The 14,658-nt window shown below is 64.0% G+C and carries 14 protein-coding genes and 1 tRNA gene; 3 read left to right on the top strand and 12 right to left on the bottom strand.

Annotation, left to right across the window (positions count from 1 at the left end):
* Positions 1-41 precede the first annotated feature (41 nt).
* From LB552_RS27510 to LB552_RS27490, 5 genes are all read right to left on the bottom strand, one after another.
* Positions 42-929 carry an RNA polymerase sigma factor gene (locus tag LB552_RS27510; protein WP_224611268.1) on the bottom strand — a complete coding sequence of 296 codons (888 nt, stop codon included), beginning with the start codon at positions 927-929 and terminating at the stop codon, positions 42-44.
* Positions 930-970: 41 nt separating this feature from the next.
* Positions 971-1,291 (bottom strand): hypothetical protein, encoded by a 321-nt coding sequence (locus LB552_RS27505; protein WP_224526103.1) that lies wholly within the window; start codon positions 1,289-1,291, stop codon positions 971-973.
* A 95-nt stretch (positions 1,292-1,386) separates the two neighbouring features.
* Positions 1,387-2,352: a ketopantoate reductase family protein gene (locus LB552_RS27500; protein ID WP_224611267.1), complete on the bottom strand. Its 966-nt coding sequence runs from the start codon at positions 2,350-2,352 to the stop codon at positions 1,387-1,389.
* Between the two features lie 96 nt (positions 2,353-2,448).
* On the bottom strand, positions 2,449-4,104 hold the full coding sequence (locus tag LB552_RS27495; protein WP_224611266.1) for an FAD-binding dehydrogenase: 1,656 nt from the start codon (positions 4,102-4,104) through the stop codon (positions 2,449-2,451).
* A gap of 40 nt (positions 4,105-4,144) precedes the next feature.
* On the bottom strand, positions 4,145-5,131 hold the full coding sequence (locus LB552_RS27490; RefSeq protein ID WP_224607213.1) for a Gfo/Idh/MocA family protein: 987 nt from the start codon (positions 5,129-5,131) through the stop codon (positions 4,145-4,147).
* A gap of 573 nt (positions 5,132-5,704) precedes the next feature.
* On the opposite strand from LB552_RS27490, the gene LB552_RS27485 reads away from it, so the two are divergent.
* Positions 5,705-5,884 (top strand): hypothetical protein, encoded by a 180-nt coding sequence (locus LB552_RS27485; RefSeq protein WP_224611264.1) that lies wholly within the window; start codon positions 5,705-5,707, stop codon positions 5,882-5,884.
* Positions 5,885-5,917: 33 nt separating this feature from the next.
* On the opposite strand, the gene LB552_RS27480 is transcribed toward LB552_RS27485, so the two are convergent.
* Together LB552_RS27480 and LB552_RS27475 are read right to left on the bottom strand one after the other, a co-directional pair.
* Entirely contained in the window at positions 5,918-6,223 is a 306-nt protein-coding gene (locus tag LB552_RS27480) for a UBP-type zinc finger domain-containing protein (RefSeq protein WP_224611262.1), read from the bottom strand.
* A 23-nt stretch (positions 6,224-6,246) separates the two neighbouring features.
* Positions 6,247-7,917 carry an FAD-dependent oxidoreductase gene (locus LB552_RS27475; RefSeq protein ID WP_224611261.1) on the bottom strand — a complete coding sequence of 557 codons (1,671 nt, stop codon included), beginning with the start codon at positions 7,915-7,917 and terminating at the stop codon, positions 6,247-6,249.
* Between the two features lie 169 nt (positions 7,918-8,086).
* On the opposite strand from LB552_RS27475, the gene LB552_RS27470 reads away from it, so the two are divergent.
* Positions 8,087-8,893 carry an endonuclease/exonuclease/phosphatase family protein gene (locus LB552_RS27470; protein ID WP_224611260.1) on the top strand — a complete coding sequence of 269 codons (807 nt, stop codon included), beginning with the start codon at positions 8,087-8,089 and terminating at the stop codon, positions 8,891-8,893.
* An 11-nt stretch (positions 8,894-8,904) separates the two neighbouring features.
* Positions 8,905-9,288 (top strand): hypothetical protein, encoded by a 384-nt coding sequence (locus tag LB552_RS27465; protein WP_224611259.1) that lies wholly within the window; start codon positions 8,905-8,907, stop codon positions 9,286-9,288.
* 191 nt (positions 9,289-9,479) lie between these two features.
* On the opposite strand, the gene LB552_RS27460 is transcribed toward LB552_RS27465, so the two are convergent.
* The 5 genes from LB552_RS27460 to LB552_RS27440 form a co-directional block, all read right to left on the bottom strand.
* A tRNA-Leu gene (locus tag LB552_RS27460) sits at positions 9,480-9,564 on the bottom strand.
* Between the two features lie 418 nt (positions 9,565-9,982).
* The gene (locus LB552_RS27455) at positions 9,983-10,603 is read right to left on the bottom strand and encodes a 2,3-bisphosphoglycerate-dependent phosphoglycerate mutase (protein WP_224611258.1); all 621 of its coding nucleotides are present in this window, start codon (positions 10,601-10,603) and stop codon (positions 9,983-9,985) included.
* A 31-nt stretch (positions 10,604-10,634) separates the two neighbouring features.
* Positions 10,635-11,456 (bottom strand): 4-hydroxy-tetrahydrodipicolinate reductase, encoded by an 822-nt coding sequence (dapB, locus tag LB552_RS27450; protein WP_224611257.1) that lies wholly within the window; start codon positions 11,454-11,456, stop codon positions 10,635-10,637.
* On the bottom strand, positions 11,453-13,324 hold the full coding sequence (locus tag LB552_RS27445; protein ID WP_224611256.1) for an ABC transporter ATP-binding protein: 1,872 nt from the start codon (positions 13,322-13,324) through the stop codon (positions 11,453-11,455). Before LB552_RS27445 ends, dapB begins: the two co-directional genes overlap by 4 nt.
* Before the next feature lie 119 nt (positions 13,325-13,443).
* The gene (locus LB552_RS27440; RefSeq protein ID WP_224611255.1) at positions 13,444-14,463 is read right to left on the bottom strand and encodes a glucokinase; all 1,020 of its coding nucleotides are present in this window, start codon (positions 14,461-14,463) and stop codon (positions 13,444-13,446) included.
* Between the last annotated feature and the right edge of the window lie 195 nt (positions 14,464-14,658).

Below are 14,658 nucleotides of genomic sequence, written 5' to 3'. Positions count from 1 at the left end.
CCGCAGGCAGCGGCTCGATCAGCTCGCGGATGGGTCGCCGCTCAATCGGTAAGCAAGCAGATATCCGCCTCGGCGACGCAATAAGGCACGTGGCGGAAATCGCGGATGGCCATGACCTCTTCGCCGCGCCAGTCGATCAGCATGAAGCCGCGCACCGCATCGTGCGCCTGCGGGTTGCGGATCAGGATCGCCGGCCGGCCGTCGACGAAGCCGAGCGACAGGGCCCAGTCGCCGAGGCGGTCGTAATTGCCGAAATAGGTCGAGGCTTCCTTCTTGCCGTTGAGGCGGGCGCGATTGAGGACGTCGACCTGGATGTCCTCGGCGATCAGCGTCCTGACCCCGTCGAAGGCGCGCGCATTGAACAGGTCGATGTAGCGGCGCAGCCGGCGCTCTTCTTCGGGATCGAGCCTCGGCACCGCCACGTCGTCCGGTGCCGAGGCCAGTGCCTTCAGCTCCGCCCGCCCGCGATGCAGCGCCGCCTTGGTGGCGGCTAAAGTCGCGCCCGTAACCTCGCAGGTCTCATGCAGGCTGAGGCCGAGCACATCGACCAGGATCACGGCGCTGCGCTGCGCCAGCGTCAGCCGCATGAAGCTGCGCAGGCTCGCCGCGGTCGCGAGTCTCGTCTCGGCGCTGACGGAGAGGTCTGCTATTGCGGTCATGTCGGCCTCGCTCGTTCGGGAACGTTCCCGTTGGCGACGGCGCAGGTGATCCTGCGCCGCGTTGTGAGCGATGCGGAACAGCCACTGCTCGGGACGCTCGACGAGAGCGCCGCCATCATGGGCGGCCAGCGCCTTCACCACAGCCTCCTGCACGATGTCCTCGCCCTCGATCGCCGAGCCGGCCAAGCGGGCGGCATAGCGGTGCAGCTTCGGGCGCAGCCCGACAAGCATGGATTCGAGTTCCGCGCGGTCGAATTTCGCTGCGCTCATCGTCCTCATTCTCGCCTCGCCGATTACATGCCGTGCCCTGGTCAGGCCGGCACGGCTTCATTTGCCCCGGCCAGCATACGATAGTCGCCGACGATCTTCGCCGGCGACCTGGCAAGCGGCGTCGAACGTCGCGCGGCATGATCGGCGCCGAAGGCCTTGAACGCGTCGAGCTCGGTCAACGCCGAGCTATCCTTGTCGTAGCCGACGATGTGGACGAATTCGCCATTCTCCAGTTCGAGCACCAGATAGCGCAAGGTTTGCGGCTTCGTTTCATCCAGCGCCTCGAACACTTTTGCCACCAGCGCCCGGTTCTCGGCGATGCTTGCGTCTTTCACGCCGTAGCGGATGAGATTGTAAGTCATGGTCGTCTCCTGTTTGCGATCTGCGTGAGGAAGACGTTCCATGGCCTCCAAAGGATTCCCGGGCCGGGTCTTATCTTTTTGATCGTCTGCGGCGATCAGCCGGTTCCGCCGATCATGGAGACAATCGTGTCGTCGCCGGCCGATTGCGGCCGCATCCGGCCGCTGGCCAACTCGACCGACAGTTTGCATAGGGCTGAGTTGACGGGCGACGCCATGCCGTGCAGCCGCCCGAGAAGCACGATCTCGCCGTTGAGGAAGTCGGTTTCGAGGGAGCCGGTCCCGCGCACGATGCTCTGCAGCGTCGAGGAGCCGACACGCGTTCGGCCGGGGATGGCGGACATGGTCAATTCCTCGCGCGCCATGGCGTCGGTCTTGTCCCAGTCGATCCCGGCGGCGGTGAGCACCGCCTCGGCTTCGGCGCGCGCCTTGGCATACCATTTCCGCTGCAGCTCGGTCTCGCCCAGCGCCGCGTCGATGATGTTGCGAAGGTTGGCGAGCAGCTTGCGGTACTTGCTGCTCATCACATTGTCCCTGGGGTCGGCGATGAAACCGGAGGCGCTCAGAACCCCGCACAGTTTCTCGACTGTGTCGTCGATTCCGGAAGGATAGCGGCCGATATCGAAGGCGCCGATCTTGGGCGCGAAATAGGCCGCGACCTGACCGGGCGTGTCGTAATCGGCCGGCAGCATGACCGTCGCGCCATAGACATTGGCGAAGAAACGCAAGGCCAGCGCCTCGTTGGCGACGCCGTTCTGGAAGCAGCACACCGGCTGCGCCGTGACACCGGCGGCGTTGAGCCGTTGCAGCGCCCCGAGCGTATCAGGCGTTTTCATCGTCAGCAGCACGACATCGTCCGGCTCGAAGGAAATCTCCGACGGGTCGGCATGGACGGGAAAGCGCGCGGTCCTTGTGCCTTGCGGGGTGGAAAGCGACAGTCCCGAGGCGCGGATGGTATCGAGCTGCCTGCCGCGGGCGATGCCGAGCACCGTGTGGCCTGAAAAACTCAGCTGGGCCGCGATGGCGCCGCCGATGGCGCCGATCCCATAGACGATGATGCGCATGCTGTTCCCGTCATGATTGGAGTTGGGACTTCAGTCGAGTTGACCGAAAAAGCCTACAGCGTTGTCGCCGAGGCGGCGACCATCCGCGCCCTCCGTTCACGCAATCGTGGCCGCCGCCGCCCGCCCGGCGCTGCGCCCCGAAAAAATGCAGCCGCCGAGGAAGGTGCCTTCCAGCGCCGCGTAGCCATGCACGCCGCCGCCGCCGAAGCCGGCGACCTCGCCCACCGCATAAAGCGCCGGCACCGGCTGGCCGGCGGCATTGAGCACGCGGCTATCGAGGTCGGTCTGCAGCCCGCCCAGCGTCTTGCGGGTCAGGATGTTGAGGCGCACCGCGATCAGCGGGCCGTTCGCCGGATCGAGCATCTTGTGCGGCTTGGCGGTGCGGATCAGCCTGTCACCGAGATAGGAGCGCGCACCGCGCAGCGCGGTGACCTGGGCGTCCTTGGAGAACGGATTGTCGAGCTGCATGTCGCGGGCGCGGATCTCGCGCTCGACCTGGGCGCCGTCCAGCAGCGGCTCGCCGCCGGCCAGCGCGTTCATGCGCGCCACCAGCCTGGAAAGATCGGCCTCGACGATGAAATCCTCGCCCTTTTCCATGAACGCTTTCACCGGGCCGGGAATGCCTGATGTCGCGCGGCTCAGCACCTGCCGCCAGCTTTTGCCGGTGAGGTCCGGGTTCTGCTCGGAGCCCGACAGCGCGAACTCCTTCTGGATGATCTTTTTGGTCAGGATGAACCAGGAATAATCGAAGCCGGTGCTCATGATGTGGCTGAGCGTGCCCAGCGTGTCGAAGCCCGGATAGAGCGGCGCCGGCAGCCTTTTGCCGCGCGCGTCGAGCCAAAGCGAGGAGGGGCCGGGCAGGATGCGGATCGCGTGCTCGGTCCAGATCGGCGCCCAATTCCTGATGCCCTCGACATAGTGCCACATGCGGTCGCGATTTATGATCGAGCCGCCGACCGCCTCGGTGATCGCCAGCATGCGGCCGTCGACATGATCCGGCACGCCGGTGATCATCCGCTTCGGCGGCGCGCCTAGGCGTTGCGGCCAGTTCTGGCGCACCAGCTCGTGATTGCCGCCGATGCCGCCGGAGGCGACGATCACCGCTTGCGCATGGAGCTCGAAATCGCCGGCCATGTCACGAGAACTCTTGCGGCCGCGCTCAACCGTGCTTGGCTGCAAGATGTCGCCACGTACGCCGCTGACCGTGTTGCCGCTGCGGATAATCTCGGTGACCCGGTGACGAAACCTGAACTCGACCAGCCCGCGCTTCTGCGCCTCGCGCACGCGCAGCACGAAAGGCTCGAGCACGCCGGGCCCGGTGCCCCAGGTGATGTGGAAGCGCGGCACCGAATTGCCGTGGCCGACGGCATTGCCGCCGCCGCGCTCGGCCCAGCCGACGACGGGGAAGAATTTCATGCCCCGCTCGATCAGCCAGGAGCGCTTCTCGCCGGCGGCGAAGCCGACATAGGCCTCCGCCCATTTGCGCGGCCAGAAATCCTCCGGACGGTCGAAGGCGGCGGTGCCCATCCAGTCCTCGAGCGCGAGGTCGTGGGAATCGCGGATGCGCATGCGCCGCTGCTCCGGCGAATCGACCAGGAACAACCCGCCGAACGACCAGAAGGCCTGGCCGCCCAGCGACTGTTCCGGCTCCTGGTCGACGATGATGATTTTCTTGCCGGCCTCCGCCAACTCCGTCGCGGCGACGAAGCCGGCCAGCCCCGCGCCGACAATGATCACGTCCGCGTCAGCCATTTTCCCTCCCAGGATCAGCCGGCAAACTTATTGCAAAGCCTCAGACGGGCTCCCAGCCGTCTTTGTCACCGGCGCGGAAGATGGCGTCGATGACTTTCTGGTTGAGCACCGATTCCTCCAGCGTGAAGACGCGGTCCTTGCCGCCCTGGGCGGCGCGCACGAAGGCTTCGCACTCCAGCCTGTATTGCTGCGTGCCTGGGAAGCGGAACACCTGCGCCTCGCTGTGGTTCTGGTTGTGCAGCTCGATGCGGTGGTGATCGTAGAGCCCGGCATTGAACGGGGCGAAGACCTCGATGAAGCCCTTCTCGCCGTGGAATACCATCACCTGCCGCGCCGCCATCTGCGTCGACAGGTAGAAGGACAGCTCGAAATCGCCGAAATCGGCTCGGATCGAGGAATAGATGTCGGTGCCGAAAGTCTTGTCGCGCTCGATCGTCGCCTGCACCCGCAGCGGCTCCTTGCCGGTCGAAAAGCGCGTCGACACGGCCGGATAGACGCCGATGTCAGGCAGCGCGCCGCCGCCGAGATCGAGCTGGTTGCGCATGTTCTTGGGGTCGACATTGTAATAGGAAAACGCGCCCTGCACATGGCGCAGCCGGCCGATGGCGCCGCTTGCGATCAGGTCGCGCACCTTGATCCATTGCGGGTGATAGACGACCATGAAGGCCTCGCAGACCAGCACCTTCTTCTCATCGCGCAGCCTGATCAGCGGCGGAATGTCCTTGGCGTCGAGCGCCAGCGGCTTCTCAACCAGCACATGTTTTCCGGCCTCGATCGCTTTCGCCGTCCATTCGACATGCTGCGATGTCGGCAGCGGGATGTAGACGCCGTCGACCTCCTCGGAGGCGAGCAGTTCCTCATAGGAGCCGAAGGCATGACGGGCGCCGAAACGCTCGCCCAGCGCCTTGGCCTTCGACAGGTCGCGGCTGGCGATCGCCGACAGGACACCGTTCTCCGACTCCACGATTGCCGGCAAAAGCTGCTCGCGGCCGATCTTCGCCGTCGACAGAACACCCCATCGGAACATCACGCTTCTCCGTGTCGGTTTACAAGCGACGAGGTTTGCCTGAAATCGGCGGAAAAGCCAATGCGTGAGGCGGCCCGCCGTTCCTCGCCTCACGCAGTGGGCTACGGCATGCACACATTTCCAAGCGGCTGGTCTTGGCGACGGCGTGCATGGCAGCTTGGCGCATGCATTGTCTTATGCTGCGCTGGTCGACCCCCACTCCGTCTCGGCTTCGCCGAGCCACCTCTCCCCCGATCGACAGGGTAGAGGAAAGGCGCCAAGCTTTTTGCCATCAACGCTCGTCCAGCAAGGCTCCCTTCCTTTCCCTCCGGAGGGGGGAAAGGTGGCGCTGCGAAGCAGCGACGGATTGGGGGAACCACCTGGCAATCAAGCCTCGGCCTGATCAGTCGCGCCAGTCACAGAAGATGTGTGCATAGCGTAGACGAAGTGGTGAGAGTTGACCGCACAGCGGACGAGAGGGGCAGCGCTGCCCTTTGCGATGCAGCAGATCGTCGCTCGTTAACCGAATCGGAAGGAGATGTTTAACGCTTCGTCTCTATGTCCGGCCCCGGGAGGCACAACAGAGCGAGCATGATGAACGATAGCCCCGAAAAGCGAAACGAATGGCGCGCCATCTTCTATGTGCAGGCGCGCGTCGCCATCCTGTTTGTGCCGGTTGTGCTCAGCCTTCTCCTCATCGGCATCTTCGCCGGCAATGAGCGCAAATCCGTGCCCGATGCCGTTGATCCGACCGTGACGGGTTCGGTGCGCTGAACAAGGCGTCGGCCGGCCGGCTGCCGTGCACCGTCAAACAAACTTCGGGATCGGGCCGTTCTGCGGCGTCGTGTCGTCGCCGAGATCGATGAACACCTCGTCGACGAAGCACCAGCCCCAGCCTTCCGGCGGGTCGTAGCCCTCGATGATCGGATGCTGCGTGGCATGAAAATGCTTCGTCGCGTGGCGGTTGGGCGAGTCGTCGCAGCAGCCGACATGGCCGCAGGTCCGGCAGAGCCTCAGATGCACCCACCACGAGCCGCTCTTCAGGCATTCCTCGCAGCCGAGCGCGCTCGGCGTGACCTTTTTTATGTCCCTGGTGTGCCTGCATTCGTCCATCAGGATCTCCTCGTCGGTTCGGCTTATTGGCTTGAGGCGGCGCCGTCCCGCGCCAGATAAGCATGCAGCGCCGCAACCACCTGCGCGCCTTCGCCGACGGCGGCAGCGACCCTCTTGGTCGAGCCGCAGCGCACGTCGCCGATGGCGAACACGCCGCTGCGGCTGGTCTCCATCAGCCCGTGCCCCGGTGTCGTGTCCGGCCCGGTGCGCACGAAACCTTTGGCATCCAGCGCCACGTTGCAGTTCGCAAGCCAATCGGTGTTCGGGTCGGCGCCGATGAACAGGAAGAGGTGGCGGATTGCGCACGTCGTCTCCTCGCCAGTCGCCCGGTTGCGCCAGTGCAGCCGCTCGAGATTGCCGTCATGGCCCTCCAGCGCTGCCACCTCGGTCTCGGTCAGCACCTCGACGTTGGGCTGTGCCTTGATGCGCTCGACCAGATAGCGCGACATGGTGGCGTCGAGGCTGTCGCGGCGCGCCAGCAGCGTCACCTTGCGCACTTGGCTCGCCAGATAGACGGCCGCCTGGCCGGCCGAATTGCCGGCGCCCACCAGCGCCACCTCCTGATCCTGGCAAAGCCTGGCCTCGATCGGCGAGGCCCAGTAATGCACCGAGGTGCCCTCGAACTGCGCGAGGTTGGCGATATCGAGGCGGCGGTAGCGCGCGCCGCTGGCGATCACCACCGCGCGTGCGCGCACCGTTTCGCCATCGCCGATGGCAAGCTGGTAGCGGGCGCCGTCGGTAGCGTCGTCGAGCAGCTTCGCCTCGTCGGGGATCACCATCTCGACGCCGAATTTCTGCGCCTGGTTATAGGCGCGCGCCATCAGGGCCATGCCGGTGATGCCGGTCGGGAAGCCGAGATAGTTTTCGATGCGCGCCGAGGCGCCTGCCTGTCCGCCGAAGGCGCGGCAATCGAGCACGATGGTCGACAGTCCTTCCGAGGCGGCATAGACCGCGGCCGCCAGCCCCGCCGGCCCGGCGCCGACGATCGCCACGTCATAGATCTTGTCGGCATCGATCGGCCGCAGCAGGCCGACGCAGCGGGCAAGCTCGGTCTCGCCCGGATTGTGCATGAGCTTGCCGTTTGGACAGAGCACGATCGGCAGATGGTGCGGGTCGACATGAAAGCGCTCGATCAGCGTTTTGGCGCAAGGGTCGGTGTCGGAATCGAGAGCGCGATGGGGAAGTCCGCTGCGCCGCAGAAAGCCTTGCAGCCGCAGCACGTCGCCATTGCCGGGCGGGCCGATGATGACCGGCCCGCTGGCGCCGCTTTCGAGCAGGCCGACCCGGCGCAGGATCAGCGCCCGCATGACGCGCTCGCCGAGATTGGCCTCCTGCACCATCAGGTCGCGCAGGCGCTGCGAGGGGATGACAATCGCCTCGACCGGCTCGACCGCCTCGGCATTGACCAGCGACGGCCGGTTCGACAATTGCGCCAGCTCGCCGACGAAATTGCCGGCGCCGTAGCTGATGATCGGCTCGGGCCGGCCGAGCCCGCCGGCCTGGGTGATGTCGACCTTGCCCGACAGGATGAGGATCACGCCTGGCGAGACCGTGCCGGCCGTCACGATGTGATCGCCGGCTGCATAGGTGCGCGCCTCGCCGAAGCGCCGCATGCGCTCGATATCCGCGTCGGTGAGCACCGGAAACATCTGGTCGCGGCGAGCAGCGATGGTCGGGCTGACGGAAGGGGCCATGGTCGGACCGTAGCGCCCGGGGCGGCGGGTTTGAAGCGGTTTGTTGAAGGACTGGCCGGAAGGGGAGGTTGGCTACGTGGATCAACCCGACAGAGACACTGGCAGGCATTGAAGTTGCCGCCGATCCGTTGAAGTAGCAGAATGCGCTGAATTCTCGGATGAGTAAAAAATGGTGGCGATACTATTCTGGAACGTCGGGCAGGCCGATGACCCAAACCCAATTGCTGAGGCGTGTTATGAGAACGATATCGACATCCTCCTCCTCGCCGAGTGCCCGATTCCCTCAACTAAGTTGGTCACGGCGATCAACAACTCGCGGTCAAGCCAGATGTTTTTTGAGCACGTTGTCGGTTATCCGACAGTACGTTTCTTTACGCGATTGCCGTCTAGCTCCGTCACCTCGCTATCGGATGGTCGAAGGTTCTCAATCCGCGAAGTAACGCCTCCAATCGGCAATCCAATACTGATTGCTGCAGCGCATCTGCCGAGCAAGCTTCACGCTGGAGAGTTCGAGCAATATCTGGCCGCTCGGAACCTTAGACAGGAGATCGAAGAAGCTGAGGTCCGCGTAGGGCACAGAAATTCTATCGTCATAGGCGACCTCAATATGAACCCTTTCGAGCCTGGAATGGCTGCATTGGACGGCCTGCAAGGTATGATGACGAAAGACTTGGCTTCTAGACTTCCGCGCTCGGTTCAAGGCGTTCGATCCGACTATTTCTATAACCCAATGTGGAGTCGGATGGGAGATGCCTCTATTGGACCGCCCGGAACCTATTATTACGACAGCGGCAAGGTAGTGAACTACCGATGGAACACCTTCGATCAGGTTCTGATGCGTCCGGAGGTTTTTGCCTTCTACGATGATGATCGCTTGAGAGTATTGACAGAGGTTGGGGGAAAGAGCCTTTTGTCTGGCACGGGCCTAGGCTCTTTTTCCGACCACCTTCCTATCGCCGTTGATTTCAAGCTTTAGAGGCTATCGGGATGACAAACAGCTTTTGGGTGATTCCAGACGAAATCAAAATCAAGACGCCTCTAGCTTTGCTCAGGGAGCAGGCTTCCGCATTGACGACTATGACAAAAGGATTGTTAGTCGGTGAAGTAAAAACGGGTGAATTGGGCGGGCGCTATATCACAGTAAGGCTTGATATTACAGTTCCTTCATTGAACGCGTACAGATACACCGTTCTCGAGTACATACAACCGCCTCTAATTTTTCCAGGTACACTATATGATCGGATCCGAGATGAGCAGAGTGAGGCGTTTGATGAGTATGGATTCACTCAAGCGGTAAGAAATATTCTCTCATCGGAACAAGCTCAGCGGATAATCGAGGCGCTGTTAGCTCAAGCCCAAGACTCTAGTTGATACGGGCTGCCAAAATTGGAATCGGCCATTTGAGACGCCGTCTCATAAGAGCTTCTTTGCCCACTTCGGTCGCTCATTCACGGGTTTAACCAACCGGAAATGCACTGTTGCACACGTTTGTAACACACAAGGGCGAGCGCAATGAATTGGAAAGGCTTATCTTATCGATCCCGTTGGCAGTCGGGATGAGATGGTGCCCAGAAGAGGACTCGAACCTCCACTCCTTGCGGAACACGGACCTGAACCGTGCGCGTCTACCAATTCCGCCATCTGGGCTGGTGGGCGCTCATGTAAGCGGGCAAACGATATGTGTCAACGCGCTTTTTTCGTCGGCGGGGCGCTACCCCTCATCCGCCTGCCGGCACCTTCTCCCCGTGAACGGGCTACGCTATGCACATATCTTCTGTAACTGGCGTGACCGATCGGGCCGGGGCCTGATTGCCACGTGGTTCCCCCAATCCGTCGCTGCTTCGCAGCGCCACCTTTCCCCCCTCCGGAGGGAAAGGAAAAGGCGCCCTTCCTCTACCCCGTCGATCGGGGGAGAGGTGGCTCGGCGAAGCCGAGACGGAGTGGGGGTCGACCAGCGCTACATGAGACAATGCACGCGCCAAGCTGCCATGCACGCTATCGCCAAAGACCAGCTGCTCGGAAATGCGTGCATGCAGTACGTGAACGGGGAGAAGGAAGCTGCTCCTCACCCCTCAAGCACTTCTTTCTTCGCCACCGTCGAATCGGCGTTGAGCTTGTAGATGACCGGCACGCCGGTGCCGAGCTCGAGCTTGACGATCTCCTCGCCCGACTTGCCGTCCAGCGCCATGATCAGCGCGCGCAGCGAATTGCCGTGCGCGGCGACCAGCACGGTCTCGCCGCGCAGCACATGCGGCTGCACCTCGTGCAGGTAATAGGGCCACACGCGTGCGCCGGTATCCTTCAGGCTTTCGCCGCCGGGCGGCGCGATGTCGTAGGAGCGGCGCCAGATATGCACCTGCTCCTCGCCCCATTTCTTGCGCGCGTCGTCCTTGTTGAGGCCGGAGAGGTCGCCATAGTCGCGCTCGTTGAGCGCCTGGTCGCGGATCGTCTTCAGGTCGCTCTGGCCGACGATGTCGAGGATGTGCTGGCAGGTCACCTGCGCCCGCTTCAAGGCAGACGTGTAGGCGATGTCGAATTTCAGGCCGCGCGCCTTGAGCTTCTCGCCGGCGGCAAGCGCCTCTGCTGTGCCCTGGTCGGTCAACCCGACGTCGCGCCAGCCGGTGAACAGGTTCTTCAGGTTCCATTCGCTCTGGCCGTGGCGCACGAGCACGAGAGTTCCCGACATGTTTGCTCCTATGGAATGGTTTGGATAGGGATCAGCTCAGGCCGAGCACGTCCCGCATGGAATAAAGCCCCGGCTTCTTCGCGCGGGCCCAAAGCGCGGCTTTCACCGCGCCGCGCGCGAAGATCGCCCGGTCCTCGGCATGGTGGGAAAGCGTGATGCGCTCGCCGGTGCCGGCCAAGATCACGCTGTGGTCGCCGACGACGGAGCCGCCGCGCAGCGTTGCGAAGCCGATGGAACCGGCCTTGCGCACGCCGGTATGGCCGTCGCGCACCCGCACGCTGTTGTCGGCGAGATCGATGCCGCGCCCTTTCGCAGCAGCCTCGCCGAGCAGCAGCGCCGTGCCGGACGGCGCGTCGACCTTGTGCCGATGATGCATTTCCAGGATCTCGATGTCGAAATCGTCGGAATCGAGCGCCTTCGCAGCCTGCTCGACCAGCACCGCCAGCAGATTGACGCCGAGGCTCATATTGCCCGATTTGACGATCGTGGCATGGCGCGCGGCGGCGGCGATCTTCGCGTTATCGTCGGCCGAGCAGCCGGTGGTGCCGATGACATGGACGATGCGCGCCTGCGCGGCATAGCCGGCGAATTCGACGCTTGCCGCGGGCGCCGTGAAATCGAGCACGCCGTCGGCCTTGGCGAAGGCCGGCAGCGGGTCGTCGACGATCGGCACGTTGATAATGCCGATGCCGGCGAGCTCGCCCGCATCCTTGCCGAGATGGGCCGAGTCCGGCCGCTCGACCGCCGCGGCGACGCGCGCGCCGGGCATTGTGTGGATGGCGCGGATCAGCGTCTGGCCCATGCGGCCGGCGGCGCCCACCACCACCAGGCCCATATCGCCGGCTTCACTCATGCGCTTCTCCTGACGGTCTTCTTGGCGCGGCTGCGCGATGCGGGAGTTTGGGCCGAAGTCTGGCTTGCCTTGACGTCGTCGACAAGCCCCAGCCCCTTCTTGCCCTGTATCCGGTGGAAGCGGGCATAGATGCTGTGCGGGTCGGCCATCAGCGTCGCATGCGTGCCTTCCTCGACCAGCCGCCCCTCCTCCAGCACGATGATGCGGTCGGCATTGACCACTGTCGACAGCCGGTGCGCGATCACGATGGTGGTGCGCCCTTCCATGACATGGGTCAGCGCTTCCTGCACGCGCGCTTCTGCCTCGTTGTCGAGCGCCGAGGTCGCTTCGTCGAGCAGAAGGATGGGCGCCTGGCGCACGATGGCCCTCGCGATCGAGACGCGCTGGCGCTGGCCGCCCGACAGCGTCGCGCCGTTCTCGCCGACCGGCGTGTCGTAGCCTTGCGGCTGCTGGCGGATGAAATCGTCGGCGGCCGCCTGTTTCGCCGCCTGCTCGATCTCGGCGTCGGTGGCCGACAGCCGGCCGTAGCGGATGTTGTCGCGGATCGTGCCTTCGAATAGATAGGGCGCCTGCGAGACATAGGCGATCGATTGGCGCAACGACCGCTTCGTCACCTTCGAGATGTCCTGGCCGTCGACTTCGATCGAGCCCTGGTCGACGTCGTAGAAGCGCTGCAGCAGCGCCACCAGCGTCGACTTGCCGGCGCCCGAGGCGCCGACGATCGCCGTCACCTTGCCGGCGGCAGCGGTGAAGCTCAGGTTTCGCAGCACCGGCATGCCGGCGCTGTAGCCGAACGTCACATTGTTGAAGCGCACCTCGCCGGTGGTGATCTTCGCCTCAACCGCGTCGGGCGCGTCGCCCTGCTTCGGCTCGAGGTCGAGCAGCTCGTAGATCATGCGCGCATTGACCAGCGCGCGTTCCATCGTGACCTGCATGCGCGCCAGGCGCCGCGCCGGATCATAGGCAAGAATCAGCGCGGTGATGAAGGAAAACACCGCGCCCGGCGGTTGGCCGAGATACAATGCCCGATAGCCGGAATAGGCGATGACGGCGGTAACGGCGAGACCGGCCAGCATGTCGGAAATCGGCGACAGCCGCTCGGAGACGCGGGCGATCTTGTTGCTGCGCTGCTCGGCCGTATCGGCCATGATGCCGATGCGGCGGGCCAGCTCGTCCTCCATGGTGAAGGCCTTGACGATGGCGATGCCTTGAACTGCCTCCTGCACCGAGCCGCTCAGCCGCGAGTTGATCAGCACGGATTCGCGGTTGATCTTGCGCACCCGGCGCGTGATGTAGACGACCGCCCAGATCAGCGGCGGCCCGATCAGCAGCGAGCTGAGCGACAGCACTGGATCCTGATAGACCATCAGGCCGACGAGGCCGACCAGGGTCACCGCGTCGCGGGTGATCGAGATCAAGGTCAGCGACAGCAGGTCGCGAATGCCGCCGACATTCTCGTCCAGCTGCGCCGCCAGGCGCCCGGAACGCGTATCGTTGAAGAAATTGACGCCGAGCTTCATCAGTTGGTCGAAACAGCGTTTCTGGTACCGGGCGACGAGATTGTTGCCGATCGTGGCTAACATCACCGCCTGGCCGTAACCGGCAAAGCCGCGCACGAGGAAGGCGCCCATGAAGCCGGCGCAAATCCACCAGACGGCGCCGCTGCTCCGTTCGTAGAAGATTTGATTGACCATCGGCGCCATGACCCAGGCCGAGAAGGCGGTCGCGCCCGAAACCAGCAGCGAGCAGACGATGACGACCGCATAGGACCAGCGATGGTCATAGCCGTTTTCAGCGACGATACGGCGCAGTACCGCCGTGACCTCGGCGGGCCGGCTTTTTGCCTTGTTTGGATTTTGAAGTGTCAAATCGAAGCGCTTCGTGGGTTCTCGTAAACGTCAGGACGCCTTTTTCGCACGCTCTTAGCGTCCCGGCTACGGCTTGCCTATGGCGAAACTTCGTCGCGCCGCCCCGAGCGCCGGAGCGATCACGCCCGCCAGTGCCGCCCCGCCGTCCGCACGCCAAACAGCGAAGGCGTCCTGGCATAGGCGGCAAGCCCGAGCAGCGCCGCCAGCGGATGGGTGATGACGTAGACCGGCATTTCGCGCATCAGCGCGCGGTGCGGCGCCTTGTCCTCGAAGGCGGCGCGGAAATTGCCCGCTTTGAGCGCCGGCACGATCTTTTGCGCGATGCCGCCGGTCAGGAACACGCCGCCGCGACCCATGAACACCAGCGCCAGGTCGCCCGCGGTGCGGCCAAGGCAGGTGACGAACAGCGCCAACGCCTCCTCGGCCACCGGATCGGACTTCGAAAGCGCCGCCGCGGTCACCTCGGCCGGGGTGGTCAAGGGCGTCGGCCTGCCGTCCGTGCTGGCCACGGCGCGGTAGACGTTGACGAGCCCACGTCCGCACAGGATCTGCTCGCCGGATATGCGGCCCTCAAGCTTGTCGATATGCGGGAACACTTCGAAGTCGCGCGGCGTGCGCGGGCCGATGTCCATATGCCCGCCCTCGCCTGGCACCGGTATCCAATGGTCGAGCGCATAGATCAGCCCGGCGACGCCGAGTCCCGTTCCGGGACCGAGCACGACCCGGCTCGCATTGGGTTCCGGCGTGCCGCCGCCGATCTTTTCCATATGCTCTTCGCCGAGCGCCACCACGGCCAGCGCCTGCGCCTCGAAATCGTTGAGCACGACGACCTCGCCCAGACCCAGATTGGCAAGCATCTGCCGGGGCCTCACGACCCAGGGGCAGTTGGTGAGCGGGATCTCGTCGCCGTCAACCGGCCCGGCGACCGCCAGCACCGCCGAGTTCGGCTGGATGGACGAGCGGTCGAGCACCGCCGCCTGGATCGCCTCGTCGATGGTCTTGAAATTCGCCGTCTGGACGATCTGCGGCTCGGTTGCTTCCGAATTGGCGTCGAGCACGATCGAGAAGCGCGCATTGGTGCCGCCAATATCGCCGATCAGGACCGGAAACCGCAGTCCCTTCTCGTCTTCGCCTGCCATGCTCTTGGTCGTCCTCGCTGCGGCGCCGGTTCAATCGCCCATTTCAATCGATTGACTAGCGCATGACCCCGCAAAGGGGAAGCCCGCTTGCGCCTTAGAGCAATTCCAGGAAAAGTGTGAGCGGTTTTCCGTCTGGAATTGCATCAAAGCAAAAAGATAGGGCGTTTCGCCGTTTCCGTGGAATGAAATCAACGC

Source organism: Mesorhizobium sp. CA7 (assembly GCF_020165015.1).
GTDB lineage: Bacteria > Pseudomonadota > Alphaproteobacteria > Rhizobiales > Rhizobiaceae > Mesorhizobium.
Note: the sequence above shows the minus strand (reverse complement) of the source record. Positions and strands in the feature narration are given on the sequence as shown.

Bases quoted from the DNA above. Each gene is read 5' to 3' on its own strand.
- LB552_RS27510 (WP_224611268.1), bottom strand. From the start codon at position 929: ATGAGCGCAGCGAAATTCGACCGCGCGGAACTCGAATCCATGCTTGTC.
- LB552_RS27505 (WP_224526103.1), bottom strand. From the start codon at position 1,291: ATGACTTACAATCTCATCCGCTACGGCGTGAAAGACGCAAGCATCGCC.
- LB552_RS27500 (WP_224611267.1), bottom strand. From the start codon at position 2,352: ATGCGCATCATCGTCTATGGGATCGGCGCCATCGGCGGCGCCATCGCG.
- LB552_RS27495 (WP_224611266.1), bottom strand. From the start codon at position 4,104: ATGGCTGACGCGGACGTGATCATTGTCGGCGCGGGGCTGGCCGGCTTC.
- LB552_RS27490 (WP_224607213.1), bottom strand. From the start codon at position 5,131: ATGTTCCGATGGGGTGTTCTGTCGACGGCGAAGATCGGCCGCGAGCAG.
- LB552_RS27485 (WP_224611264.1), top strand. From the start codon at position 5,705: ATGAACGATAGCCCCGAAAAGCGAAACGAATGGCGCGCCATCTTCTAT.
- LB552_RS27480 (WP_224611262.1), bottom strand. From the start codon at position 6,223: ATGGACGAATGCAGGCACACCAGGGACATAAAAAAGGTCACGCCGAGC.
- LB552_RS27475 (WP_224611261.1), bottom strand. From the start codon at position 7,917: ATGGCCCCTTCCGTCAGCCCGACCATCGCTGCTCGCCGCGACCAGATG.
- LB552_RS27470 (WP_224611260.1), top strand. From the start codon at position 8,087: ATGGTGGCGATACTATTCTGGAACGTCGGGCAGGCCGATGACCCAAAC.
- LB552_RS27465 (WP_224611259.1), top strand. From the start codon at position 8,905: ATGACAAACAGCTTTTGGGTGATTCCAGACGAAATCAAAATCAAGACG.
- LB552_RS27455 (WP_224611258.1), bottom strand. From the start codon at position 10,603: ATGTCGGGAACTCTCGTGCTCGTGCGCCACGGCCAGAGCGAATGGAAC.
- dapB (WP_224611257.1), bottom strand. From the start codon at position 11,456: ATGAGTGAAGCCGGCGATATGGGCCTGGTGGTGGTGGGCGCCGCCGGC.
- LB552_RS27440 (WP_224611255.1), bottom strand. From the start codon at position 14,463: ATGGCAGGCGAAGACGAGAAGGGACTGCGGTTTCCGGTCCTGATCGGC.